A 24,966-nucleotide genomic window follows, 5' to 3' on the forward strand; every position below is an offset into this window, starting at 1 on the left:
TACTGCTACCGGAATGGATACATTTCTTTTAACTTTCCAACCGCCAGAATAATCCTCGATTGTCCGCTAATTAAAGCTTTTACAGTCATTCATCCTGCGTTTTCGCAAATCTTAAACCCCTCCAGACGCTCAAATCACGTCTGAAGGGGTTGATTTTGCTGCGACTAAATTAGTCACAGTACTCATATTTGGCATTTTTTGCACACGAGGTCCCGGGGAGGATCCTGCACCTCCCCGGGACCGCTCGGCTATTCGACGATTGGTGCTCCGTGGCCCCAAGAACCTTCCATGCCGCACACGGTCGAGGCAAACCCGGCAGCAAAGTCGAGCGCGCGCTCGATAGCCTCGGCGCCATCCTCTCCACGCTTGGCGGAATCGAGATAGCACATCAAAAACGAAGTGAGGAACGAGTCGCCCGCTCCCATGGTGTCCTTCATGTCCGTTACCGGTTTAGCCAGCTGGCGGTAATAACGCTCGCCGTCGTAAGCAATGCAGCCCTCGGCGCCCGCCGTAGCCGACACAAAACGCGGACCCAGGCCCTTCACCCATGCCAGACGCTCGCGAATCTCGTCCTCACTCGCGGCATCCGCCGCACTAAAGAAGGCAAAATCGACGTAGGGTGCAATCTGCTCGTAGTACTCGTCGGTGGAGTCGTCCGAAAAGTCAAAAGAGACCGTGACGCCCGCAGCCTTCAGCTTGGGCAGCTCGCGCTCGGTAAAGCAATAGTTGCCCGAATGAACCACATCGAACTGCTTCATGTACGCAAGGTCAAAGCGATCGAGGACATAGCGCGCATCGCCACGGATACCGCCCTCGTTGGAGCCGAGGAAGACACGGTCACCGTCAACGACGGTCACGCGAGCCGCTCCGTTCTCGCCAATCATCTGCTCGCACTTGTCAAGCTCGACACCCTCATCCTCGAGGCTTGCAATGACATGCTCGGCAGCGGCGTCATTGCCAAAAATGCCCATGTATGCGGAACGTGCGGCACCGCATTTCTTGGCATAAACGGCGAAGTTCACCGCGTTGCCGCCAGGATACATGGTGTGGATATGCTCGTAGCGATCGACGACGTTGTCGCCAAATCCGAGCGCGTTAACGTTAAATGCCATGGCCTTTGTCCCTTCTAGTACTCGACAACACCCATATAGCGACGGAAATCGGGATCGTGATCAAACACCTTGCCGCGTGCAGCACGCAGCTCGCAGTTCATGGCGTAGAACAGCACCGGGTCCAGATAGGCACGGACGCTCGCCGGCACGGCTTCCATACCGTACTCCTTGGCATCGAGCACCATCAGCGTATCGGTATGCGTCTTAAGGAACGCCAGGGCGCGCTCGTCCATAGCACGGCACTCGCTGGAGCCCATCTGCAGGAAGTAAAAAACGCCATCCTGAGTAGCCTCGAAGGGGCCATGGAAGTACTCGGCAGAGTGGATGTAGCTGCAGTGCTGCCACTGCATCTCCATAAGAGAGCAGATAGCGAAACCGTAGGTCTGGCTAAAGTTGGGACCGCTGCCCAGAATATAGAAGAACTCGTGCTCCTGGCAAAGCTTGGCAAAACGATCGCCCAGCTCGGCATTTACCTTCTCACGTGCCGGGGGAAGAATCTTATCCATCTCGGCGATACCGGCATACATATCGGCAAGATCGGCGTAGCCCTCCTGCTGATCGAGCAGCTCGGCCGCAAGCGACAGCGAAATGCCAGCGGGGACCTCAGCCTGCGGCACGCCCTCGCCCCATGGGTAGACCCACGTGGTCCACTTGCCGGAGTCGATCTTAGATCCAGCGTTGTCGGTCTGGGCGATCACCGTAGCGCCGGCGGCAAGGGCAATCTCGCAGCCCTCAACGACCTCGGGGGTGTTGCCACTGTGGCTGCAAGCAATGACCAGGGACTTCTCGCCCAGACGACGCGGACGCATGATATCGAACTCGCGAGCCGTATAGATATACGAAGTGAAGGTGGTTGCCTCGCGCTGCAGAAGCTCGTGAGCCGGGATCAAATCGATCATGGAGCCACCACAAGCAATCCAGTAGACGCTGTCGAACTTGCCCTTCTCGGCAATTGCCTCTTTGATCAGATCGTGTGCGTTCATATCCAGTTCCTTTCTTGTTTGGGCCGCAATCAATGACGTTGGTTGCGTGGCCGATAGTTGTTTTAGTCAATCAGATATTTCTCGAATGCGGCCATGTTCTTGGCATCAGCCGCCGCCGGGTCATCGTAGTAACGACCGTCCGTGATTTCCTGGCCCAGCATGCCGTCGAAACCATGGGCGTTGAGTGTGGCAACGAAGGCGTCCATATCGTGCTTGCCATCGCCCCACACCAGATGGCCATACGGGTCACCGTCGATAAAGTGCATCTCGTGAATTGCCCCATCACCAAAGGCGGCAAACCAGTCCTCGAGCGTCTCGCCTGCAACGCCCATCGCGGTTGTATCAACCATGGGCTGTAAGTACGGGCTCGCGACCTCGTCAATCATGCGCTTCGCATCGGAAACCGTCGTCACAAGGTTGCTCTCCTCGGGACGCAGGCTTTCCATCGTGAGCACCAGACCGTGCTCGCCGGCATACTCCGCCAGAATGGACAAGTGCTCGCGGCTGCGCTTCCAGGCTTCCTCGCGGTCCTCGTCCCAGTCGCCCCAGCCCGAGTTGATGGACATACGGTCGCACCCAAGTACCTCGGCAAGCTCAATGCCGTGTTTAAAGTACGCCAGACTGCGCTGTTCATGCAGCGGCTTGCGTGCGCAGTACTGCCAAGGATAGACAACGTTCTCGGGGCACAGAGTACGATACCTAAGCCCACGGTCTGCAGCCTTTTTCGCCAGGACCTCAGCCTCAAAGTAGCCCGTATGGTCGAGCGTCACATGCGGCTCTGCGCACCACAGCTCAATGGACTCAAAGCCCAAACGCTGCTGCACATCAAGGAAGTAATCGAGCGACCACATGATGTAGTGGATATTCATGCCCGCAATCTGCTCGCGGCGCAGCGTCGGTTTGGATTCAGACATCTTATGCCTCCTTATTTCGATCGAACACGATTTGTCCGTCCGACATCGTCATATCAACCGCAAGATCGCGTGCGTCGCGATAATCGAGGTCAAACACATCCCGATCGAGCACGCAGATATCGGCAAGCTTGCCGACCTCGAGCGTACCCAGCTCGTCTTCGCGCATCAGATCGTACGCGCCCCCGGCAGTCCAAGCGCGCAAGAGCTCGACAAGCGTCAGCGTGTTGACCTCATTCACAGGCAGTCCGTCGGCGAAGAATCCGCCGCACGCGCTGTAGATTGACTCGCCCAGGCTCGGAATCAGCAGCGGCAAATCCGTTCCACAGCACACTGTGCATCCGGAATCTTCCATGCCGCGGCGATTCCAGCTGTGCAAAAGTCGCGTCTCGCCAATTTGTCGACGCATCATCGACAGGCAATCCTCGCGTCGGTCCAGCGTCAGAACCTGCGGATAGACCTCGCAAATTCCACCTAACTTGCCAAACTCGACAAGATCGGTCGGGTCAGAGTTCTCGAGATCGGTAATCGCATGGCGGCGAAGCATCCGTCCATGCTCGTCTCGAGGCAGCGAGGCATAGAGCGCCACGGTGCGACGAACGGCGCCATCGCCCTGGCAATGCAAGGAATATCGGAATCCGTCAGCATCAATTGCACGCAGCTCGTTCTCAATCAGATCCCACTCTGGCTCCTCGACGACCGTCTTGCCGGCAGCGCCCGCATCGGCCGAGTCCTCATAGGGTTCTATCATCTCGGCAAGCCCCGCCCATACGCCGCGATCGGTCATACGGTTGAAGCCAGAAAAACGAACGAACGGTCCCCGGAAGCGCTCTCGTGCCTCGCGGGCATATGCAAGATTTGCACCGGCACCCACCGGCTGCGACATCATAGAGACGCGAACCGTCAGCTCACCAGATTCCTCACGGCGAGCCATTTCGTCGGCAAAGCCGTAGTAGTCATCAAACGCCATCTCCTTGATGGCGGTAACGCCGCGTTCGTTAAGCATGCTCATGTAGTCCGAATACCCTGCACGCACCTCGGGCAGCGCGAGGAAATCGCTCATCATGCGCCAGATCTTCTCGGCATAGCACGCCTGGGGTGTGAAGCCGTATCGCGCACTGGCGGCAGCATTGAGAACACAGGTATCCGCGCCCGGTGTAAAGCAGACGACGGGGATATCGCCAAAACACTCGTCAAACACAGCTGCTGTATTTGCGCTCTCGGCATCCGATGCCAACGTTTCGGGTAGGTTGTGGCCAAAAGCCGCCGCGCAATCCGGACGATCTTCTTTCCATGCACGCAAGAGCGACACGGCCCCTTTGGCATCAGCGATGCCGGACAGATCAGGCCCCAACGTCCGCAGCGCCCAGCCTGTATAGAAGGTATGCACATCGATCAGGCCAGGCATGACGGTGCGGTCGCCCAGGTCAACTACCTCGTCCGCCTGGGTCAAATACGAAGCTAGCTCACACTTGGTGCCAACAGCCTCAATTCGATTGCCACGGACCGCTACGAAACCTTCAAACGGCAGGTCCCCCGTACCGGTAAAGACGCTCTTAGACGTCAGGACCGTCAAACGATCAGACATCACAACCACCTACGCCGGAAGCATGCCAGAGATTGCCGTTACGATCAGGCCAAAGACGACCATGAAAATGAAGAACTTCCAAATGGTCTTCCACCATTGACCAAACGAGATCTTTGCCACGGCAAGACCGGCAACCGTCATGCCCGCCACGGGACTGATGGTGTTGATGGTCTGATTAGCAAACTGGAGCGCGGTAACGGCGGCTTCGGGATTGAGGCCCATAAGCTCGGTCAGCGGACCCATGACGGGCATGGTGAGCGCCGCAAGTCCAGAGCTCGAGGGAACCAGCAAAGAGAGCAGGCCAAGGACGATATACATAAACGTGGTGTAGACGGCGGCAGGTGCACCGGCCAGTGCAGTAGCGAGCGCCTGGAGGATGGTGTCGATGATCATGCCACCCTCTGCGATGACCAAGATACCGCGAGCGATGCCGATGACGATAGCGGCATACGCAAAGTCGGCAATGCCTTTAACGAACTCCTCGGCGATCGTCTGCTGGTCAAGGCCGCCCAGGATACCGGCAAGCAAGCCCATACCAAGGAACACGGCGGAAATCTCATTCATGTACCAGCCCTGGGTAACAAGACCCCAGACGATAATGCCCATGCCGCAGGCAAAATCGATAAGCACGAGCTTCTGACGGGTAGTGAACTCTTCCTCGATGGAGGCATCGGTCACGGAAAACTCAACACGCTTGAGCTTATCGTCCTCGTACACAATGGACGACTCGGGATTTTTCTTGACACGCATGGCGTAGCGCATGGCCCATGCGATACCAACGGCAGTGAAGATGACCCAAGAAACGGCGCGCAGCCACAGCTGAGGATTGCCCTCGATACCAATGATGCCTTGGGCGATCAAAACATTAAACGGGTCGATGGTCGAAGCACAATATCCCAGGTTAGGACCAAGGAAGCAGATGATAAACGCCGTCATCGAGTCATACCCGATACCCATCATGATGGGAATGAAGATGGCATAGAACGGCAGGGCTTCCTCAGACATACCAAACGTAGTGCCGCAAATGGACAGCAACGTCATCGTGATGGGAATGATGAGGATGTCCTTGTTCTTGAGCTTTTTAATCACACGGCTCATGCCGGCATTCAAAGCGTTGGTCTTGGTGATGACTGCGAACGATCCGCCAATCAATAAGACGAACGCAACGACGTCGGCAGCCTCCTGGATGCCCTTAGTAGGCGCTTGCAGGACCGCAAAGATATCCTGGCCCAGATTGATGGTCTCGCCGGTCTCGGAATCGGTGTAGTTCTTATCAACCTGTTCATAGGTTCCAGCAACGGCGACTTCACGCTCGCCCGCCGCTGTCGAAATCGTCTTGCGCTGATACTGACCAGAGGGAACGATCCAAGTCAGGACCGCAAAGACAACGATCAGCAAGAACATGATCGTATAGACATGCGGTAATTTGAACTTAAAACGTCTGTTTGTCTTCTTCGCCTTCGTATCTGACATAGATACCTCCAAAGAACTCGAGACTGCATCGCATCTCGCTTCAACGCCTGCGCAAGGCAAACGTTCTATGACGTTCCATAGATTACCAGCAGTTTTTCCCATCATCAAGATAATTTCAAACTGATTGCCGCGACGCGGCTGAACGGTTGCGTTCGCGCCGTGAACGGTATGGAAACGCCCGGTGAGATGATCCACCGGGCGCTTCCATTCGCAATGTCCTAGATGTCAAAAATGTAACGAGATCCAACGATCCGCTGACGACCGATGATAAACGGCCGCCGCTGCTCATCGAAAAAGAAGGCATCCATGTAAAACAGGGGTTCGCCAACGGGAACCGCCAACAGCCGAGCGACCTCGGGCGACGCACACGCGATCTCGAGCGTGCACGGGTCGGTAAACGCGGGCGTACGGCCCGTCCGGTTGCGCACGAACTCAAAAATGGATTGGTTAGATAGAGGTGCCGTTGATAGATAGGCGTTGTCCTCGTATACGTATATGTTGTTCTCGAGCATGACGGGGACCCCATCGGCAGTACGCACACGCTCAACGCAAATCAAATCAGTTCCAACGGGAACACCAAAGAATTGTGCTTCGGTGGAATCCGCCGGCAGTATCTTTCTCGAAATGACGCGCGCCCCCGCCTCCATTCCGTTAACGCGGCATGCGTCCGAAAAACTCTGGACGTCATCCTTCTGGCGAATCTTGCGCTTAAGCTTAGGGGCATTGACGAACGTGCCTTTCCCCTGCCGCTTCGTTAGATAGCCCTGCTGGACGAGCTCCTCAATAGCGCGTCGCACGGTAACGCGGCCAACTTTATAGCTCTCAGCCAATTCGAATTCGTTGGGTATCCGCGCGCCCGCCTTGTAGGCACCGGAGCTGATTTCGTTTTTAATGATATCGATAACCTGTTGGTACAGCGGTATCGCTGCTTTACCGTCAGTTAGCCCTTCAGTCGGTGGCATATACCCTCTCCCAGCACAATTACGTCTAAAACGGGCTTAAGGGCATTCAACAAGCCCTTAAGCCCGCATTAGCATTAAGTATGCTTGCTGCCGCACCAAAATGTCGGGTATTTACTCATCAGACCCGAAAAACGCGCAACTACCGCGCTCCTAAGAAAGCGTGAGCAGCTCCGGCAGCTGGTCGATAATCTTGTCCGCGGCATCCTGGCTAAAGCCAAAGCGTTCCTCGCGCTTGGCAATGACTGTCAGACCGGCTCGCTTGCCGGCAGTGATGCCAGGCACCGAGTCCTCAACGCAGCAGCAGCGATTCGCGGGCAGCCCCAGCAGATCCAGCGCATGCAGGTAAATGTCGGGCTCGGGCTTGCTCTCCTTAAACTGCTCGCCGCTCACCACATACTCAAAGGCATCCGACAGCCCGCATGCGTTGAGCACTTCCTCGATGCTAACCATGGGAGACGAGCTGGCAAGCGCCACGCGAACGCCACGGCGCGGCAGCTCTCGAATCGTATCCACGGCGCCTGGGTTAATCAAAGCCTGATAGTCGCGCGGACGCTTATGCGCCCACTCGTCCCAACGGGCCAACGCTTCCTCGCCAGTGAAATGCCCCTTACCGGCGCGCTCAAACCAATCGACCAGCATACGCAGGAAGAACTGATGCGAGGTACCGACCTGCCCATTCAACTCCTCTTGAGTCAGATTAAGCCCAAGCTCTTTGGCAAACGCGGCAGTCTCGCCCAGGTAGTAATACTCGGTATCGACAATGACGCCGTCCATGTCAAAGATAACGGCGTCGAACGGAAACGCGGACACGGCACCCTCCCTAACAAAAGGGCGCCCGCAAGCAGGCGCCCGAACCATGCATTAATCGGCGATTCTAACCCAGTAGCTTATCCAGCGCCACCGCAATACCATCTTCGTTGTTATTGGCGGTCACCATCTGGGCCACTGCCTTAACCTCATCGACGGCGTTGCCCATGGCAACACCGGTGCCGGCCCACTCAATCATGGACTTGTCATTCTGGCCGTCGCCAAACGATACGACCTCGCTGGCATCGATGCCAAGCTTGGGCAGGGCACCCTCGAGCGCGCGGGCCTTGTCGATACCGGGCGCCGTGTACTCAAAGTACCAGTCGGCCGTAAACATGCCCGAAAGCGTCTGGGTAAAGGGCGCATACATCTCCTCGTAATGCGCCTGCAGGTAGGCCGGATCGCCCGCCGTCAGCAGCTTGTCCACGGGATAAGCATCAGCAACCTCATGCAGGCTCTCCACCTCGCGGATCTTAAGATCGCACGCATCGCGCTCATACTTGACGATATTCTTCTGCGAGCCGTCAGACAGCGTGATCATGCAATGGTACGAGTCCTCGACATGCAGATCACGACCGAGCGAAATCATAGGAATCACGTCAAAATTACGCAGGTGATCAATCAGGCGATGCAATTCGTCGGCAGGCATAGCCTGATCGAACAGCACCTCGTCGGTCTGAGCGTCGACCACATGCGCACCATTAAAGGCAACTAGCAGACCGTCATGGTTTTGAAGGTCGAGCTCCTGCGCCAAGGCGTGCAGCCCCCATGCGGGACGGCCCGAAGCCAAGATGAGCTTAATGCCCAACTCCTGCGCCGCGAGCAGCTTCTCGCGCGTACGCGGGCTAATCACTTTCTGGTCGTTGGTGAGCGTACCGTCGATATCCATCGCGATGGCTTTGATTGCCATATATGCCTCCTTGCATCGTTTTTATCGCGCACTATCTTATCCGAGCCGGGGCACGTTCGCACAGCGCGCGCATGACGGTTGCAAAACCACCCCATTTGAAACAAAGGCAAAAAAGTACTTGCAAAGACGCGTTCCGACATATAAGTTGATAAAAGACCGCCGTTGCGGTTTTAAGTAGATCGAGCATATGAAGTTTGAGTTTTAGCGTGTAAGAGAAGGAAGATCGGCAAAGTACAACCCCAAACGCAATGACAACTTAATGAGGTAACTGCCACATGTGAGGCACCCAGGGCATTGCTGTCTCGATTTTGAGCACGATGCCTTCCGCCTTGCATGGGCCGTTCCATCCAGCCCCTGCAGCAACTGCCTCACGGGCTCATTGAAAACCGCATAGCACCCCAACGTCAGCACATCACCCACGGCAAGCGCATCACTCACGACAACCAACACATCAACAAACAGCACGAACATCAACCGATTGGAGAAGCTATGACAAACCACCACGCTGAAGACGGCGATAAGAAAAGCATTCTAGATGCCCGCATTGAGCGAGCATATGCAAACGAATATGACGCCGCCTTTGCCGCCGCGACCATCAAGAACTACGCGTCGCTACCGCTCGCGACGATCTTGGCCGACTACCCTCAACTGCTGAAGCGCTGCACAAAGATCATGGGCGACCCCGACATTCGCAAGCTGACAGACCCCTATGCCCCAAAACGCGACAACGATTCGTACGTTCTTACCGTAGGCTGCCTAGCCCATATGCTTACGGCGCTCGACACGAAACTCAAGCTCGAATGGGAACCCGACGAGCGTCATGAACTCGAAAGCAAACGGAACACCCTGCGCACCGCACTGTTCCTTCCGTTGGACGGCCTCAAGCGCTGCAACGTCGAGCTCAATACACAGGCGCGGCAAAAGCCCGGGACCACGGGGCAGAAAACTCCAAGACCCCATGCGGCCATCGTCGACCGCGACCGATATAACCGCATGACCGCGCACTTTTCCGCCGGGGGAGCAGCCATAAGGACGCTGATCGACCTGCTGTGCCTCCTGAGCATCAACGAGCTATTTGAGGGCTATCTCGCCCTTGTTCCCGCGACGGCACCCAAGTCGGTAGCAAAGATCATCGAGACCTGCAGACGCCAGTTTGAGCGCCATCGCAATGGCAGCGAGATGAACGCCAGTATCGCGCAGTACTACGCGGCTCATTACAAAAATGACGAATGTGCCCCTGTCGAGCATCAGCTGCGGCTCGCCTACACCACGCCCGTCGCAACGCTCCATCGCTTTGGAGCCCTTGGCGCTTGCGAGCCGCACGAACAGGCAGCCTGCCCCACAACCGAGCTCGATCTCAGGCTCGGACGAACCCTGTAGCCCGCCAGCCCCTCCGCGGGCAACAATCCTATTCCACAACACAACCAACAGAAAGGAGTCCTCATGGACACCAATCATTCCCCCATCATCAGCCCCCTCACCATGCGCGAATCCGCCCGAGGTATCACGCTCACCAGCATTTACGATGAGATGCTCGCCCGTCGCGAGCTCTCCGTCATGGGAAACATCGAAACCCCGATGGCCCACGACCTATGTCAGCAGATTCGCCTGCTCGATGCCACCGACCCCAGCCGCCCCATCACCATATTTGTCGCCAGCGCCGGCGGAAGCGTGCGATCGGGTCTTGCGATCTATGACGCCATGCGCCTCGCATCGTGTCCCATCCGCACCGTCTGCCTGGAATTCGCCGCGTCCATGGGCGCCGTGATCTTTATGGGCGGCGACGATCGCCGTATGGCGCCCCATGCAGAGCTCATGATTCACGACCCGCTGATCCCCCAGGGGGCAGGCGGCTCGGCACTTGCGCTGCAGGAAACCAGCCGGCGTCTCATGCAGACCCGCAAGACCCTCACGCAAATCCTCTCGGACCGCAGCGGCCTCACGCCCAAGCGCATCCAGTCCCTCACTGCAAAAGACACCTACCTTTCGGCCGAGCGCGCCGTCGAGCTCGGCTTTGCCCACGAAATCCTCTCGACCACCAAGGAGGTCGCCCATGTCTAACCTCGCCAGCCGCCTCGCCGCATCTGAGTCCGCATCGTCCACCATCCTCGCCAAGGATCGAACGCTTTCCTGCGACACCCGCCAAACGGGACTCAACAACAATGCACTTGTGATCGGCCCCTCGGGAGCCGGCAAGACCCGAAACGTCCTCAAGCCCAACCTGCTGCAAATGAACGCAAGCTACATCGTGCTCGACACCAAAGGCACGCTCTGTCGCGAAGTGGGACCCGTGCTGGCAGCCCACGGTTACCGCGTGCAATGTCTCAACTTCGCCGACCTCAACACCGTCCCGGCCCTTGCGCCCGGCATCGAGCGCTGCGGCTACAACCCCCTGAAGCACATTCGCCGCAAGGCGGACGGCAGGCCCAACCAGCAGGACATCCTCTCGGTGGCAAAGGCCATCTGCCCCATCGAGGACAACAACCAGCCTTTTTGGGATCATGCGGCGGCAAACCTGCTGTCGTGTCTTATCGCCTACGTCACCGAACAGCTGCCCGCCGACGAGCAGACGATCAGCTCGGTCATCAAGCTGATCGAGCACCTGCAGGACGGTGCCACGGGTCGATTGTTTGACGACCTGATCACGACCGACCCCCAAAGCTATGCCCTCTCGCTATGGCGGCGCTACGCCATTACGCAAAATGCCGAGCGCATGCACGCGAGCATCGTCGGCATCCTTGCCGAAAAGGTCATGTGTCTGGGATTCGACGGTGCGGCACAGCTCTATCGTGAGTGCCATCAGGTGGACTTCGCTTCCATGGGACACACCCCCTGCGCCCTGTTTGTAACCGTGAGCGATATCGACCGCAATCTCGATCCGCTGACCGGCCTCTTTATTACGCAGGCGTTTATGGGCCTCATTCGCGAGGCCGATAGGCAGCCCGACGGCAGCCTGCCCGTGCCCGTGCGCTTTATGCTCGATGACTTCGCAAATCTGCAGATCCCCCAGATCGACAACGTGCTCTCGATTATCCGAAGCCGCAACATCTGGGCAACGCTGCTGCTGCAGTCGACCAACCAGCTCGATGCGCTCTATGGCGAGGCACGCGCACGCTCCATCATGGGCAACTGCGACACGCATCTGGTGCTGGCGTTCCAGGATCCCGAGAGTGCCCGGGTGTTTTCCGACCGCGCCGACGCGCTGCCCAGCACGCTCATGGCGACACCGATCGATCGCTCGTGGCTCTTTGTACGCGGTCGCACTCCCGAACAGGTCGAGCGCTTTAGGCTCGAAGACCACCCGCTCTACGGGGAGCTGCCCGAGGCGCAGCGAGACACCACGCAGGTCGAATTAACCCGCTAACAACGCCGCGCAGTCCGCCACATTCGACCGCAAACAGCAAGGGCCCGTATCCCAACGGATACGGGCCCCTTTCGGCAATGACCTATCTCAGCAACAAAGACTACTTGCGGTGAGCGCGGTAGAACTCGATGAGCGCCTGGGTCGAAGCGTCCTGCTCGGCCTTGGCGGCGTCGTCGTGGAAGGCCGGGGTGATCTGCTTGGCAAGCTGCTTGCCAAGCTCGACGCCCCACTGGTCGTAGGAGTCGATGCCCCAGACCGTGCCCTCGACAAACGTGATGTGCTCGTACAGGGCGATGAGCTCGCCGAGTGCGAACGGGGTCAGCGTGTCGCCGAAGATCGAGGTCGTCGGACGGTTGCCCTCAAAGCAGCGGGCCGGGACGATCTGCTCGGGCGTGCCCTCGGCACGAACCTCGTCGGCTGTCTTGCCAAAGGCGAGTGCCTTGGTCTGGGCCAGGAAGTTGCCCAGGAACAGCTCGTGCACGTCCTGACCGCTATCGGTCGCAGGGTTGGCGGTATTGGCGAAGGCGATGAAATCGGCCGGAACCACCACGGTGCCCTGGTGCAGCAGCTGGTAGAAGGCATGCTGGCCGTTGGTACCGGGCTCGCCCCAGAAGATCTCACCGGTGTCGGAGGTCACGGCGCTGCCGTCCCAGCGGACATGCTTGCCGTTGGACTCCATGGTGAGCTGCTGCAGGTAGGCCGGGAAGCGGTGCAGGTACTGGCAGTACGGCAGCACGGCATGGCTCTTGGAACCGAAGAAGTTGACGTACCAGACGTTGAGCAGACCCATCAGCGCGACGGCATTGTTCTCGAGCGGCGTGTTGCAGAAGTACTCGTCGATGGCGTGGAAGCCCTCAAGGAACTGCTGGAAACGCTCGGGGCCGAGCACGACGATCAGCGACAGGCCCACGGCGGAGTCGACGGAGTAGCGGCCGCCGACCCAATTCCAGAAACCAAAGGCGTTGGCGGGGTCGATGCCGAAGGCCTCGACCTTCTCGAGTGCGGTGGAAACGGCGACGAAGTGCTTTGCCACGGCCTCGGCGTTCTGCTCATCGGAGCCATCGATGGCGCCCTGAGCCTTGAGCTGCTCGAGCATCCAGGTCTTGACCTCGCGGGCGTTGGTGAGGGTCTCGAGCGTGGTGAAGGTCTTGGAGACGATAATCACGAGCGTGGTCTCGGGATCCAAACCCTTGAGCTTCTCGGCCTGGTCGTTGGGATCGATGTTGGAGATATAGCGGCAATCAATACCGGCGTCGGCATAGGGACGCAGGGCCTCGTAAGCCATGACCGGGCCCAGGTCGGAGCCGCCGATGCCGATGGACACCAGGTGCTCGATCTTTTTGCCGGTAACACCCTTCCACTCACCGGAGCGCACGCGCTCGGCGAAGGCATACATGCGGTCGAGGACCTCGTGCACGTCGGCGACGACATCCTGGCCGTCAACGATGAGCTGGCCCTTCTCGCTTGCCGGGCGGCGCAGCGCGGTGTGCAGGACGGCGCGGTCCTCGGTGGTGTTGATGTGCTCGCCGGAGAACATGGCGTCGCGGCGCTCCTCGAGCTTCACCTCGCGGGCAAGATCGCACAGCAGCTTGACGGTCTCATCGGTCACAAGGTTCTTGGACAGATCGAAGTGCAGGTCACCAGCGTCAAAGCTCAGCTTGTTCACGCGCTCGGCATCGGCGGCGAACCAGGCCTTGAGGTCGATACCTTCGGCCTCGAGCTTCTCCTGATGAGCCTCGAGCGCCTTCCAAGCGGCAGTCGACGTAGCATCGATAGGTGCGGCAACAGTTGCCATAAAGTCCTCCTCAGCATACGGGCGCACGTCTCCATGCGCCCGGACATTCAGATGCCACTATTCTAGCGCAGGTCAAGACTACAATCAGCGAGCGTTGCCAATCCGCCCTCAAACGGCGACCGACCAAAAAGGGACAGGTTTTGACGATGTCCGCGCAAGCGGGTATTATCGAACATGTATTCGATAAGAACATGTGTTTGATGGGAGGACGCGTGGGACACGAGCGTCACACCTATGTCTGCATCGACCTTAAGACGTTTTACGCCAGCGTCGAGTGCGTCGACCGCGGACTCGACCCACTCACTACGTGCCTGGTCGTTGCCGACGAATCGCGCGGGCGCACGACCATCTGTCTCGCCATCACACAGGCCATGAAGGACCTGGGGATACACAATCGCTGCCGTCTGTTCGAAATTCCCGACGGCATCGACTACATCAAGGCCATACCGCGCATGCAGCACTACATGGAGGTGTCGGCGCAAATTTACGGTATCTATCTGGAATACGTGAGTCCGCAAGACGTGCACGTCTACTCCATCGACGAATGCTTTATCGACGTGACACCCTATCTGGACCTCTATCACACCGACGCTGAAGGCTTCGCCTGCATGTTGCGCGACGAGGTCCTGGCGCGCACCGGCATCACGGCAACGGTTGGCATCGGCCCCAACCTATTCCAGGCCAAGGTGGCACTCGACATTACCGCCAAGCACGTACCCAGCCGCATCGGCAAACTCGACGACGAGACCTTTCGCAAGGAGATCTGGCCCCATCGCCCCATCACCGACATCTGGGGCATCGGGCCCGGCGTGGCAGCACGACTCGAAAAGTACGGGGTATACGACCTGATGGGCGTCGCCGCACTCGACGAGAACCTGCTCTACGACGAACTCGGCGTCAATGCCGAATATCTCATCGACCACGCCTTCGGACGCGAGCCGACAACCATCGCCGATATCCAAGCCTATCGCCCGCAAGCAACTTCGACCACCACAGGACAGGTGCTCTCGAAGGGTTATGCCTACGAGCAGGCCTACACCGTCTTGCGCGAGATGGTCGACAACGCTGTGCTGGACTTGGTCGATAAGCACGTGGTCTGCAACAGCATCTCGCTCTTTGTAGGCTACGCGAGCGAGCGCGCCGACATACGCCGCCTCGACGCCAGCGGCACAGCGCAATATGTAGACGGATGCGGGCATTTGCGTTCGAGCACGTCGAGCATCGAACCCGCCGCAACCGACGGCCCCGAGCTCGCGCCCCGCGCGCCCAAGCCCATCCAACGCGACGACGAACGCCGACGTTTGGTGCGAGAGGCACAGGCGATTGACGGCATCTTTGTGGGCGAACACGGCGGCAAGCCGCGTGGTGGCTATGCCGCGCTCTTTGCGCATTCCAACGCCTCGCGCAAGCTGCCCGAGCGCACCAATTCGTTTAAGAAGATCATGGGCTATTTCGATGAGCTCTGGGCGCAGACTGTCGATCCCAAACGACCGATCAAGCGCATCAACCTGGGATTTGGCAACCTCATGCCCGAGGAATTTGCCACTATCGACCTGTTCAGCGATGTTAAGGCCGATGAGCGCGAGCGCGACCTGGCGCGCGCCGTCCTGGCCGTGAAGGGCAAGTACGGCAAGAACGCGCTCGTCAAGGGATTAAGCTTCACCGCCGGCGCCACCGCACGCGAACGCAACGATCAGGTAGGAGGACATCGTGCCTAAGTCCCAACAACAGCCGATGCGGCCACCGACGCCTTTTGAACGTCTAGCGGACCCCGAGGGAAGACGTCGATCCGCCGACCCCAAGCTCACCGCCAACGGTGCCGTGCGCGCCAACCGCGCCGCACAGTTTATGCCCTTTGCCGCCCTCACGGGATACTACGAACTCGTGCGCAAGCAGGAAATCACCGTCGAGCAAAAACGTGAGCTCACGGAAGAAAAAGCCCTCGAGCTTTCGCAAAAGCTCGAGGGCCTCAAACGCGGCGACTTGGTGCGCGTCACCTATTACGATACGTACGGCTATCGTAGCCGCACGGGCATTCTCGACGAAGCGTTACCCGCATTCAAGCTGCTCAAACTCAGGGATATCGCCATCAACTTCGACGATATCCAGGACATTGAGCTACGCGGACGAGCCTAGCGACGAGAACGCTTGCGCAAGACGAGAGCAATGCCAAGCACTGCGGCAGCTGCAACCAGCAATCCCAAGACCAGCGTGAGGGTCGAGTCGCCAGCGCGAGGCAGCGAGCCGTCCTTCGGAGTCTTCTTAGCGGTCGTCGTGACGGTGGTCGTGGTGCTGCTCGACTGGTCGTTGCCACCCGTCTGGCTGCCGCCAGGCTGATCGCCGCCACCCGGCTGCGAAGGATCGGTGGGTTCCGTCGGATCCGGAGTACCGGGATCAACCGGATTCTCCGAATTCTCCTTGCGCTGGATCCAGACCTGGCAACCATAGAACGGGTTGGCGGTACCAAGGCACAGACCCTGGTTGGTCACCGCAAAGGTGCGCAGACCATGGTTATACGGATCGTTAAAGCCATTGGTCGTCAGCGTCGTAAAGTTCACGCCGTCCTCGGTCACATACATATCAAAGCCGCGCTCGGCATCGCGCAGGTAACACATGCACGTAAGGACACTCTGCAACTTCTTGAGGTTCTCCTCGCTCAGCAGCTTATCGAGCGCATCCTGAATATCGCTCGGCAGCTCGGTGCCATAGGCATCCTCGTACTGCTGCTTAAGGCTCTCATAGCTATCGAGCATGTCCTGATACTGGTCGGCAAAGGACTTGAAGTACGCGATCTCGCCATCGATCTTCTGGACATAAGCGGCGTCGTCCTCAAAGTCCTGGGACATCGTCGCGGCCTGATCGCAAAGACCGCCCGCGGCATCCTCCAGCGCATCGCTCAGATCGCCAAAGCCCTTAGCAACCTCGGTCTTCTCGTCATCGACATCGACGGCCTTGTTTGAATCATCAACCTCAGCAGCTTCGTTCGAATCATCGACCTCGACGGCCTCGTTTGAATCATCGTCCGCAAGCGTGTTCACGGGAACGATGGGGTCGTCAGGCGATTTCTTGTCGAGCAGGTGATCGAGCAGGTCCCTAAGGCGCTGAACCTGAGAGTCCCACTCCTCGGGCGTCATATCGATAATGTCGCCATTGGAGAACTGGCCGATCGGCTCAAGCAGGCTCGCGGTATCAAAGGTACCGATATACAGCTTGCCGTCGAACTTCTGCATGCGCCAAATGTACTGGTTCTCGTTTCGGCCAAAGCCCGAAGTCAGGCCGGAAATACCGCCCTCGGGGAACATGTCGGTGCGATCGCCAACGACGAGCTCCATGTTCTCGTCCTTGTCCATGCGATAGATGTTAACCGACTGCTCAAGATTGGCATTCACAAACGAGCAGTCAACGCCACCCATGCTGCTCTTGCCGCCCTCTTCGGTGTTGGATTTGTTGAACAGGATGCGCTCGAGGGCAATCTCCTCGTCGTTGTATTCACCGATATAGAGGTAGTCGTTGTAGACGATGAGGTTGGCAGCGCCAGAACGGGTACGGGCAGGATCGATGCCAAAGCAGTACTTTGCACCGTCCGTCTTCTGATCGCCGACAATGGGAGTCCACGAATAGCTGCCGTCGGCATTCTTGTCGCCACGGACCATGGCAAACGACTGCATGGAATTATCATCGGGAGCGTTCTCGGGCGTACCGGTGCAGATGGTCGCATAGAGATGGCCATTGTACGAGACCATATCCCAAATGGCGCCGCCGTAGATGCTGTCCTGATAGCGAATCGCCGGATAGCCAAACAGCGTCTCCGAGTTGGCAATCTCGGTGAAGCTGTCCTGGGCCTTCGAGGGGTCAGACGACGTCAGGATTGTCGACACAAAATTACCGTTCGCGTCTTTACCCACATTACTGATGACGAGCTGGCCATCATGGACGCACATGCCGCGGATACCGGTAGAAATGCCCTGCTTGTAGGCAGCACCGTAATCCTGCATGCTCGAAAGGCCCTGATAGACAACTTTGTACTCATCCGTCTTAGGATCGATCTCGTATACAGCAGGCAGGCCGCCTTTGCCGTCATTGGTCCTGACGCTGCCGCAGAAATAGAGCTTACCCTTATAGCTCACGGCATTGCGGAACAAAGGAGCGACGCCGTTGAGCGATTCAGAGAGTAGCAGCTTGGTCTCACCGGTCTTGGTATTGATCTTGACCAAGATGCCGCCGCTGTCCTTGTCGGCCGTGCCGTCCTCCTTCTGCTGTCCATAGAAGAAGGTACCGTTAAACATGGCCTCCAGCGTCAGGCGCATGGTTTCGACATCAAAGGAATCGCCCAGCGTGCTGTTCATGAGCGTCAGCGTGTTGCCCATCGCCGCATAGCAGGTGCCCACATAAAGCCAGTCACCATAGCTCGCAGCCGCCCAAGTGTAGCTCTGGCCGCGATCGCCTTCGTTGTTGGCCGTATTACCATCGGCGCCCGGAACGGCAACGGCACCGTTACCCTGGTAGTCGACGATGCCATCCGGCTGCGACGTTCCTACCGTAGGATGCGAGAGCTTCTCAAAGGAATACCCATTTCCCGCATTGTAGGTAACGGCACCCGATGCGTCTTCGGCGTGCGCCGGCAGCGGCGATACCAAGATAGCGGCAAGCGCTGCCACCAAGCCAAGTGTTCCCACTCGTCTCATAAGGTTATAGCCTCCCCTGTCCTAAAGCCCAGTTTTAGCATTCTTCATTTCTGTCCACGGTTAATTGCAATCTGAGCACAGCAATAATCAGTGTATAAATATACACCTGTAATTTTTTGGACGGGTTCATAGATGCTCGATTGGTAGCGAATTCCGCGCAAACCGTCACCAAACTCCACTTTTGCCGCATCTAAAGGTTATTTTTGCGCAAATTTTTGGATGCCGATAGTCACAATGGGCAGGAGGCTGGTACCCACCGGAGAGGGCAACGCCTACATTTTCATAACGTAATAGCCCGCACCCCTCACTGCCGTCTCGAGTGTGTCGCGATCAACCGGGCGCTTCGAGCGCACGCGTGCCGTGTGGTCCGCGTACGTTACCGTAGCCCACACGCCATCAAGCGCATTGAGGGCATTCGTCACATTCCGGGCGCAGCCGTCGCAACTCATGCCGCCGATAAGGAGTTCCTCACGATAGGGGTAGTGGGACTCGTCGGTGTCTGCCACCACAACCTTTTTGGCCTTCTTGCCGCTCGCACCATCGCTGCAGCAACTCTTCCCGTGTGTCGAAGCGGCAATGCGACGCAGTCCAAAAAACATGCCGACGGCAATGACGGTCAGCACGATGAGATTCGCAGGGTTGAGCAAGTCACTCATGCGTTCCCCTTTCAGTAGCACTATCTAGATACCCCCATGGGGTGTCCCCATCTTAACCCAAAATTATGTCCGTTCGGTCAATTAGTTTTCCTCTTCAAACTTTTTTGTTGACCATGGCTTACTTTCGTGTATAAGTTTTCCTAGGCTAACAGTTTAGATCCGTAAGGAGCGACGTGACTCGAACCATAGACATCCCAACGTTTCAGGCAGCAGTCGTGCGCAACTGCTCCCCCACGCTCGCGGGCATCAAGCCGGCATCGCTCTTTACCTATCCAGGCACCTACGCCCACGGGGACGGCTCGACCGCAACAGAAACCATCGCAGAACGCCGAGCACGCCTGCTCAACGTTATCGCCCAGTGCAACCGCGAGCTTGACCCGCTTGGCATCCACCTGAGTGTTTTGGTCTGGCGGCCCTGCGGAGCGCTCGTGTACGTGTACCGAGCCAAAAGCCTCACCACCTATTTCGCGGACCCTCGCGCCAAAACGGCGCTCGCCTCGGAAGGCTACGACACGAGAGACCTTTCGACATGCCTTGTGCATTTGGCATCACGCATCACGCTCGCGAGTAATAACGTCGCGGAATGCGCCTGTAGCCAGACTCGATGCGCACTACCCCAGCAAGCTAGCTGCAGCAACGACTGCACCTGCGAGTTTCCGCACGAAATAGGCTACTTCCTAGGATATCCCTACGACGACGTGCACGAGTTTATCGTCCAGCGCGGCGAGAACTATAAGGTCTTTGGGGCCTGGAAGGTCTACGCAAATGTCGAGCAGGCACTTGCGACGTTTGATGCCTACCGCGCCTGCACCCAATACTTCACCTTTGTCTATCAGCAGGGCTACAGCTTGGCGCAACTTGCCCAGGCAACCCGATAGAACATAGAAGCCGTGGCAACCTGCCGCACAACTGAAAGGACTCAACATGAGCAAGATCGCCGTCGTCTACTGGAGCGGCACGGGCAACACCGAGGCCATGGCAAACCTCGTTGCCGAAGGTGCAACCGATGCCGGCGCCGAGGCAGAGGTCATCTCCTGCGCCGACTTCTCCGCAGACAAGGCCGCTGGCTATGACGCTATCGCCTTCGGCTGCCCCGCCATGGGTTCCGAGGAGCTTGAATATGATGAGTTCCAGCCCATGTGGGATGAGGTCAAGGAGACCCTCGGCGACAAGAAGGTCGTCCTCTTTGGCTCTTATTCGTGGGCCGAGGGCGAATGGATGGACAACTGGAAGGCGGACGCCGACGAGGAGGGCGTCAACGTCGTCGATTCCGTCATCTGCTACGACGCCCCCGATGATGAGAGCGAAGCGGCCTGCCGCGCCCTTGGAGCCGAGCTCGCCTAGCGGCAATGAGCTCCGCCCGCAACGCGCATTGCAACAAAACACATTCGCGTCCCAACAAAAACGGGAGCCGGATCACATCCGGCTCCCGTTTTCTGCTATGTCAGTCATATAAAGCGGCTACGAGATATTGCCCAAGAACGCCTTGGTGCGCTCGCTCTTGGGGTGGTCGAAGACCTCGCTCGGCGTACCCTCTTCCACGATAACGCCGCCGTCCATAAAGACCACGCGGTCGGCGACATCGCGGGCAAAGCCCATCTCGTGCGTCACCACGATCATGGTCATACCGTCACGTGCCAGGTCGCGCATGACGCCAAGAACGTCGCGGACAAGCTCGGGGTCAAGCGCTGACGTGGCCTCGTCAAAGAGCATCACGTGCGGATTCATCGACAGGGCGCGGGCGATGGCCACGCGCTGCTGCTGGCCGCCCGAAAGCTGACTCGGCATAAAGTCGATGCGCTCGGCCAGGCCGACCTTGGTCAGCTCCTCGATGGCGATCTTCTCGGCCTCTTCTTTGCTGCGCTTGAGTACCTTTTGCTGCGCAAGCATGACATTCTTTTTGACTGACAGGTGCGGGAACAAATTGAACTGCTGGAACACCATGCCCAGATGCGTACGTACCTTGTTGAGGTCGACGCCCTTGGCGCACACGTCCACGCCCTCAACGACAATCGAGCCGCTCGTGGGATGCTCCAGACGATTGATGCAACGAAGCATCGTCGACTTGCCCGAGCCAGAAGGACCCAGGACTACGACGACCTCGCCCTTGTGCACATCCAGATCGATATCGCGCAGGACCACGTTATCGCCAAAGGCCTTCTGGAGGTTCTTGATACTGACGACGACCTCGTTCGAGTTATTGGTTTCGCTCATGATAGGACCTCCTTACAGACCGGCGATGTGATCGGCAGGCGTCGCGACAACCTGTCCGGCGCTCTTGGTGGGACGCTTCTTTTTGGTTTCGGCCGTACCCAGCAGCCTCGCCTCAAGACCGCTCACCAAGCGCGCAAGCGGCAGGGTAATGACCAGATAGAACAGGGCGGCAACCACATACGGCGTGATGGACCCCGTCGTGGCCACGATGGTGCGGGCGTTCATGACGATCTCGACCACGCCCACGGCGGCAAGCAGCGACGTATCCTTGTAAAGCAGGATGAACTCGCTGGTCAACGTAGGCAGGACATTGCGGAACGTCTGCGGAATCATGACGTAGAGCAGTGTCTGGAAGGCATTCATGCCCAGCGAGCGAGCAGCCTCATTCTGGCCCTTGGGGATCGACTGAATACCGGCACGGAAAATCTCGCACAGGTAGGCGGACGAGTTCATGGCCATGACGATAACGCCCAAGACGTAGTCGTCCACCTTGACGCCGGCAAGCGGCAGGCCAAAAAATGCAATATAGATCTGCAGGAACGCCGGCGTACCGCGGATGATATTCACATAGATGCCGGCAAGACAACGAAGGATGCGCGACTTGGAAATGCGCATGAGCGACAGCGCAAAGCCAAAGGGAATGGCCAACGGAAATGCCACGAGCACGATCGAGAGCGACATAAGGAAGCCCTTGAAAACGATCGGCAGGCTCTGAACCAAAATGACCGGGTTCAAGAACAGGCGCAGGAACATATTGGAGTTCCACGCCTCGACCCACGGCTGCTCCTTAAGATCGGCCAGGAAGTTATCGAATGCCGTCACGCCCTTGATCTCGACGGAAGGAATCTTGGAAATCTTCTTGGTCGAACCGTCGGCGAGCGTATAGGTGCCGCTGAAGGCTTCATCGCCGCCCTCGACGGGAAACGTCACGCCGTAGACCTCGACACGGAAAAAGCCGCCGGCAGGCGCCGTCTCGCCAAAGTCGATCTTGAGCGTCTGGCCGTCAGCCTTGCACGTGGGCTTCATGGGCGTACGATCCATGAGGTCCTCGCCCGAGAGCATCGTCAATCGCGTGTCATCGGTACCAAACGTCGTGCCGTCGACAAACGTCAGCGAAAGACCGCTCAGCTCCTCATCGGCATCGGCTTGGACCTCCCAGGTAATGCGCGTCTCGGTACCGCCGACCACAGCGCTGCCCGAACCGGTGTTGGGTCGGGCGGTAATCTTTGCGGTCTCAAGCGCCTGGGCGGTCGTGGGCGCATATGCCCCCGCGCAAACCAGCGCGAGCGCCACGGCCATGACGCAGACTAGCTTTTGGAGCAAGGCGGGCAGTGGAAAATGCTGCTCCGCGGCCCCTTTGTTCAGTCGAGACAAGGTGGCTCCTATCGTAGAAGTTGCCGGCAAAACGAGACGGGAATGCTCTCCGTCAAGAGAAGCGCAAAGGCCCTCTCCGCCAAAACGGAAAGGGCCCGCGCGCAATCAAGTAGTTATTTTACTTGATGTTGTACTTAGCCATGAGGGCGTCAACGGTACCGTCGTCGGTCAGGTCCTTGATGGCCTGGTTGATGTCGTCCTTGAGCTTGGTGTTGCCCTGGTTGATGGCGATGGCGTACTCCTCGCCGGTGCTGATCTGCTTAATGGTCTGACAGGTGTTGAACTGCTCGGCGGTCAGCTGGCTAGCAACGGAGCGGTTGGTGACTACGGCGTCGCCCTTATCGGACTGCAGGGCGCTGAAGCACTCGGTGGCGTCCTTGTAGGGGACAATCTTGGCCTTGGGGAAGTTCTCCTGGGCAAAGGACTCGGCGGTCGAGCCAGACTGGACGATGATGGTAGCGTCAGCGTTATTGAGCTTCTCGCTGTAGTTATCGGCCGTGATGTCGGTGTTATCGACCTTGGTCACGATAGCCTGATCGTCCATGTAGTAGGAATCGGAGAAAGTGACTTCCTTCTCACGCTCGGGCGTGTCGGTGATAGCCGCGATGGAGACGTCATACTTGGCGCCCGAAGCGACGCCCGGAACCAGCGTGTCAAAGTCGTTATTGACGTACTCGACATCCAGGCCCAGCTTGTCGCCGATGGCCTTGATGAGCTCAAGGTCAAAGCCCTGATAATCGCCGTTGTCATCCTTGTACTCAAACGGAGCGTACTCGGCAGAGGTGCCGACGGTCAGCGTACCGTCCTTGACGAGCGCGTACTCCTTGGAGCCGTCGACCTTCTCGACCTTAGCGTCGTCAGAGCTGCTAGAACCGGCATCAGAGCCAGAGGTGGCGTTGGACGAGCCGCAGCCCGTCAGAGCGAGGGCGAGCGCCATAGCACCCGTGGCGGCAAATGCGCCAAGCTTCTTCAGCTTCATAATCAGTCTCCTTCCAATGACCCCATGTGATTCAGAGGTCTGCAAAAACTGAGGGTTATTATGCACCCGCTTGGAAGAATCTGCGATTAGAAAACTGATTGAAACAAAACCCATAACGTGAATGGAGCACTCCACTTTATGGCAGCCATTACTGCTGCAAGGACCTTAACAGTTTGATTTCAGCCGCATAACCTGCAAGTTCGTTCGGTGTCTCCAAAATGAATGGCAAGGCGCGCAAGCGGCCATTCGATACAATATTCTGCATAACCTGCATACCGCCGCCAAACTCTTCACTACCCAGGTAGCCCTTGCCGATACACTCGTGGCGATCCTTATGGGCGCCGCAGGGGTTCTTGGAGTCATTGATATGCACGGCGCGCAGGCGCTCGATACCCACCACACGATCGAACTCGTCGAGCACACCGTCAAGATCGTGGACGATGTCATAGCCGGCATCATTCACATGGCAGGTGTCCAGGCAAACGCCCAACTTGGCCGACAGCTCGGGGCGTTTGTCGGCAACGCCCTCGATGATGAGCGCCAGCTCCTCGAAGCTGCGGCCCACCTCGGTGCCCTTGCCGGCCATAGTCTCGAGCAGCACCGTCGTCTGCTGACCCTCAAACATCACCTGACACAGGGTGTCGACGATCATCTGAATGCCGGCGTCGGAGCCCTGCCCCACATGCGCACCGGGATGGAAGTTGTAGTAGTTGCCGGGCAGCGCTTCCATGCGACGCAGGTCCTCTGCCATGGCCTCCAGGGCAAACTCGCGCGCCCGCTCTTTGGCCGAGCAGGGGTTATAGGTATACGGGGCATGAGCCACGAGCGGGCCAAAGTCGTTTTGCTCCATAAGCTCGCGCAGGGCCGCCACGTCATCCATGCCAAGGTCTTTCGCCTTGCCGCCGCGCGGGTTGCGCGTAAAGAATGCAAAGGTATTGGCGCCAATGGACAGCGCCGTCTCCCCCATTGCCCGATAGCCCTTCGTCGTCGAAAGATGACACCCGATCGTCAGCATCTCCAGCTCCCCCTCATCAGTTGCGGTGAAATAGTTCCTGTCGATGCCCTATTCTGCCGCAAACAGGAACTATTCCACCACAAGTTATAAAAGGGGCATCAGAGATGCGGGCCACCAAGCACTACAGCTACGGGCGCG

Annotated in this window: 22 protein-coding genes; 7 read left to right on the forward strand and 15 right to left on the reverse strand. The window is 58.1% G+C overall.

The window, feature by feature from the left end:
* Positions 1-248: 248 nt before the first annotated feature.
* From FGQ61_RS04050 to FGQ61_RS04085, 8 genes are all read right to left on the reverse strand, one after another.
* On the reverse strand, positions 249-1,112 hold the full coding sequence (locus FGQ61_RS04050) for a PfkB family carbohydrate kinase (protein ID WP_138374647.1): 864 nt from the start codon (positions 1,110-1,112) through the stop codon (positions 249-251).
* Between the two features lie 14 nt (positions 1,113-1,126).
* Positions 1,127-2,095, reverse strand: coding sequence for an SIS domain-containing protein (locus FGQ61_RS04055; RefSeq protein WP_022094440.1), 969 nt, complete (start codon positions 2,093-2,095; stop codon positions 1,127-1,129).
* A gap of 62 nt (positions 2,096-2,157) precedes the next feature.
* Positions 2,158-3,009, reverse strand: coding sequence for a sugar phosphate isomerase/epimerase family protein (locus FGQ61_RS04060; protein WP_117745875.1), 852 nt, complete (start codon positions 3,007-3,009; stop codon positions 2,158-2,160).
* Position 3,010: 1 nt separating this feature from the next.
* Positions 3,011-4,594 (reverse strand): amidohydrolase, encoded by a 1,584-nt coding sequence (locus tag FGQ61_RS04065; RefSeq protein ID WP_138374648.1) that lies wholly within the window; start codon positions 4,592-4,594, stop codon positions 3,011-3,013.
* Between the two features lie 9 nt (positions 4,595-4,603).
* Positions 4,604-6,067, reverse strand: coding sequence for a YfcC family protein (locus FGQ61_RS04070; protein ID WP_118081841.1), 1,464 nt, complete (start codon positions 6,065-6,067; stop codon positions 4,604-4,606).
* Between the two features lie 218 nt (positions 6,068-6,285).
* The gene (locus tag FGQ61_RS04075; protein WP_138374649.1) at positions 6,286-7,029 is read right to left on the reverse strand and encodes a GntR family transcriptional regulator; all 744 of its coding nucleotides are present in this window, start codon (positions 7,027-7,029) and stop codon (positions 6,286-6,288) included.
* A gap of 150 nt (positions 7,030-7,179) precedes the next feature.
* Positions 7,180-7,839: an HAD family hydrolase gene (locus FGQ61_RS04080; RefSeq protein WP_324248782.1), complete on the reverse strand. Its 660-nt coding sequence runs from the start codon at positions 7,837-7,839 to the stop codon at positions 7,180-7,182.
* A gap of 64 nt (positions 7,840-7,903) precedes the next feature.
* Complete coding sequence (locus FGQ61_RS04085; protein ID WP_138374651.1) at positions 7,904-8,746, reverse strand: Cof-type HAD-IIB family hydrolase; 843 nt, start codon at positions 8,744-8,746, stop codon at positions 7,904-7,906.
* Positions 8,747-9,079: 333 nt separating this feature from the next.
* Here FGQ61_RS04085 and FGQ61_RS04090 point away from each other — a divergent pair, with 333 nt between their 5' ends.
* From FGQ61_RS04090 to FGQ61_RS04100, 3 genes are all read left to right on the forward strand, one after another.
* Positions 9,080-10,126 carry a hypothetical protein gene (locus tag FGQ61_RS04090; protein ID WP_138374652.1) on the forward strand — a complete coding sequence of 349 codons (1,047 nt, stop codon included), beginning with the start codon at positions 9,080-9,082 and terminating at the stop codon, positions 10,124-10,126.
* Positions 10,127-10,189: 63 nt separating this feature from the next.
* Entirely contained in the window at positions 10,190-10,807 is a 618-nt protein-coding gene (locus tag FGQ61_RS04095; protein ID WP_022094432.1) for an ATP-dependent Clp protease proteolytic subunit, read from the forward strand.
* Positions 10,800-12,110: a VirD4-like conjugal transfer protein, CD1115 family gene (locus tag FGQ61_RS04100; RefSeq protein WP_138374653.1), complete on the forward strand. Its 1,311-nt coding sequence runs from the start codon at positions 10,800-10,802 to the stop codon at positions 12,108-12,110. The genes FGQ61_RS04095 and FGQ61_RS04100 overlap by 8 nt, the downstream gene beginning before the upstream one ends.
* Positions 12,111-12,210: 100 nt before the next feature.
* On the opposite strand, the gene pgi is transcribed toward FGQ61_RS04100, so the two are convergent.
* Positions 12,211-13,905 (reverse strand): glucose-6-phosphate isomerase, encoded by a 1,695-nt coding sequence (gene pgi / locus FGQ61_RS04105; RefSeq protein WP_117564424.1) that lies wholly within the window; start codon positions 13,903-13,905, stop codon positions 12,211-12,213.
* A gap of 191 nt (positions 13,906-14,096) precedes the next feature.
* Between pgi and FGQ61_RS04110 the strand changes: the two genes are divergently transcribed.
* Both FGQ61_RS04110 and FGQ61_RS04115 read left to right on the forward strand, forming a co-directional pair.
* Positions 14,097-15,623, forward strand: a complete 1,527-nt coding sequence (locus FGQ61_RS04110; RefSeq protein WP_411160857.1) for a Y-family DNA polymerase — start codon at positions 14,097-14,099, stop codon at positions 15,621-15,623.
* Positions 15,616-16,041, forward strand: coding sequence for a hypothetical protein (locus tag FGQ61_RS04115; RefSeq protein ID WP_249360929.1), 426 nt, complete (start codon positions 15,616-15,618; stop codon positions 16,039-16,041). The genes FGQ61_RS04110 and FGQ61_RS04115 overlap by 8 nt, the downstream gene beginning before the upstream one ends.
* Here the strand turns inward: FGQ61_RS04115 and FGQ61_RS09630 are convergent.
* The gene (locus FGQ61_RS09630) at positions 16,038-18,590 is read right to left on the reverse strand and encodes a hypothetical protein (RefSeq protein WP_195211974.1); all 2,553 of its coding nucleotides are present in this window, start codon (positions 18,588-18,590) and stop codon (positions 16,038-16,040) included. The genes FGQ61_RS04115 and FGQ61_RS09630 overlap by 4 nt on opposite strands.
* A 272-nt stretch (positions 18,591-18,862) precedes the next feature.
* Entirely contained in the window at positions 18,863-19,246 is a 384-nt protein-coding gene (locus tag FGQ61_RS04125) for a heavy-metal-associated domain-containing protein (protein WP_006234377.1), read from the reverse strand.
* Positions 19,247-19,419: 173 nt separating this feature from the next.
* Between FGQ61_RS04125 and FGQ61_RS04130 the strand changes: the two genes are divergently transcribed.
* Positions 19,420-20,124 (forward strand): DUF3793 family protein, encoded by a 705-nt coding sequence (locus tag FGQ61_RS04130; protein WP_055309754.1) that lies wholly within the window; start codon positions 19,420-19,422, stop codon positions 20,122-20,124.
* A 46-nt stretch (positions 20,125-20,170) separates the two neighbouring features.
* Entirely contained in the window at positions 20,171-20,590 is a 420-nt protein-coding gene (locus FGQ61_RS04135; protein ID WP_006234379.1) for a flavodoxin, read from the forward strand.
* 117 nt (positions 20,591-20,707) lie between these two features.
* Here FGQ61_RS04135 and FGQ61_RS04140 read toward each other — a convergent pair whose 3' ends face one another.
* The 4 genes from FGQ61_RS04140 to FGQ61_RS04155 form a co-directional block, all read right to left on the reverse strand.
* The gene (locus FGQ61_RS04140; RefSeq protein ID WP_117629740.1) at positions 20,708-21,460 is read right to left on the reverse strand and encodes an amino acid ABC transporter ATP-binding protein; all 753 of its coding nucleotides are present in this window, start codon (positions 21,458-21,460) and stop codon (positions 20,708-20,710) included.
* A 12-nt stretch (positions 21,461-21,472) separates the two neighbouring features.
* On the reverse strand, positions 21,473-22,834 hold the full coding sequence (locus tag FGQ61_RS04145) for an ABC transporter permease subunit (protein ID WP_229025898.1): 1,362 nt from the start codon (positions 22,832-22,834) through the stop codon (positions 21,473-21,475).
* 118 nt (positions 22,835-22,952) lie between these two features.
* Positions 22,953-23,813 carry an ABC transporter substrate-binding protein gene (locus tag FGQ61_RS04150; protein WP_035138867.1) on the reverse strand — a complete coding sequence of 287 codons (861 nt, stop codon included), beginning with the start codon at positions 23,811-23,813 and terminating at the stop codon, positions 22,953-22,955.
* A 148-nt stretch (positions 23,814-23,961) separates the two neighbouring features.
* Positions 23,962-24,828 carry a deoxyribonuclease IV gene (locus FGQ61_RS04155; RefSeq protein ID WP_138374655.1) on the reverse strand — a complete coding sequence of 289 codons (867 nt, stop codon included), beginning with the start codon at positions 24,826-24,828 and terminating at the stop codon, positions 23,962-23,964.
* Between the last annotated feature and the right edge of the window lie 138 nt (positions 24,829-24,966).

This window comes from Collinsella aerofaciens, assembly GCF_005844325.1.
GTDB classification, from domain to species: Bacteria; Actinomycetota; Coriobacteriia; order Coriobacteriales; family Coriobacteriaceae; genus Collinsella; species Collinsella aerofaciens_G.

What these genes read in the sequence shown, in the direction of transcription:
- FGQ61_RS04050 (WP_138374647.1), bottom strand. Translation starts at nt 1,112, where the DNA reads ATGGCATTTAACGTTAACGCGCTCGGATTTGGCGACAACGTCGTCGAT.
- FGQ61_RS04055 (WP_022094440.1), bottom strand. Translation starts at nt 2,095, where the DNA reads ATGAACGCACACGATCTGATCAAAGAGGCAATTGCCGAGAAGGGCAAG.
- FGQ61_RS04060 (WP_117745875.1), bottom strand. Translation starts at nt 3,009, where the DNA reads ATGTCTGAATCCAAACCGACGCTGCGCCGCGAGCAGATTGCGGGCATG.
- FGQ61_RS04065 (WP_138374648.1), bottom strand. Translation starts at nt 4,594, where the DNA reads ATGTCTGATCGTTTGACGGTCCTGACGTCTAAGAGCGTCTTTACCGGT.
- FGQ61_RS04070 (WP_118081841.1), bottom strand. Translation starts at nt 6,067, where the DNA reads ATGTCAGATACGAAGGCGAAGAAGACAAACAGACGTTTTAAGTTCAAA.
- FGQ61_RS04075 (WP_138374649.1), bottom strand. Translation starts at nt 7,029, where the DNA reads ATGCCACCGACTGAAGGGCTAACTGACGGTAAAGCAGCGATACCGCTG.
- FGQ61_RS04085 (WP_138374651.1), bottom strand. Translation starts at nt 8,746, where the DNA reads ATGGCAATCAAAGCCATCGCGATGGATATCGACGGTACGCTCACCAAC.
- FGQ61_RS04090 (WP_138374652.1), top strand. Translation starts at nt 9,080, where the DNA reads ATGGGCCGTTCCATCCAGCCCCTGCAGCAACTGCCTCACGGGCTCATT.
- FGQ61_RS04095 (WP_022094432.1), top strand. Translation starts at nt 10,190, where the DNA reads ATGGACACCAATCATTCCCCCATCATCAGCCCCCTCACCATGCGCGAA.
- FGQ61_RS04100 (WP_138374653.1), top strand. Translation starts at nt 10,800, where the DNA reads ATGTCTAACCTCGCCAGCCGCCTCGCCGCATCTGAGTCCGCATCGTCC.
- pgi (WP_117564424.1), bottom strand. Translation starts at nt 13,905, where the DNA reads ATGGCAACTGTTGCCGCACCTATCGATGCTACGTCGACTGCCGCTTGG.
- FGQ61_RS04110 (WP_411160857.1), top strand. Translation starts at nt 14,097, where the DNA reads ATGTGTTTGATGGGAGGACGCGTGGGACACGAGCGTCACACCTATGTC.
- FGQ61_RS09630 (WP_195211974.1), bottom strand. Translation starts at nt 18,590, where the DNA reads ATGAGACGAGTGGGAACACTTGGCTTGGTGGCAGCGCTTGCCGCTATC.
- FGQ61_RS04125 (WP_006234377.1), bottom strand. Translation starts at nt 19,246, where the DNA reads ATGAGTGACTTGCTCAACCCTGCGAATCTCATCGTGCTGACCGTCATT.
- FGQ61_RS04135 (WP_006234379.1), top strand. Translation starts at nt 20,171, where the DNA reads ATGAGCAAGATCGCCGTCGTCTACTGGAGCGGCACGGGCAACACCGAG.
- FGQ61_RS04140 (WP_117629740.1), bottom strand. Translation starts at nt 21,460, where the DNA reads ATGAGCGAAACCAATAACTCGAACGAGGTCGTCGTCAGTATCAAGAAC.
- FGQ61_RS04150 (WP_035138867.1), bottom strand. Translation starts at nt 23,813, where the DNA reads ATGAAGCTGAAGAAGCTTGGCGCATTTGCCGCCACGGGTGCTATGGCG.
- FGQ61_RS04155 (WP_138374655.1), bottom strand. Translation starts at nt 24,828, where the DNA reads ATGCTGACGATCGGGTGTCATCTTTCGACGACGAAGGGCTATCGGGCA.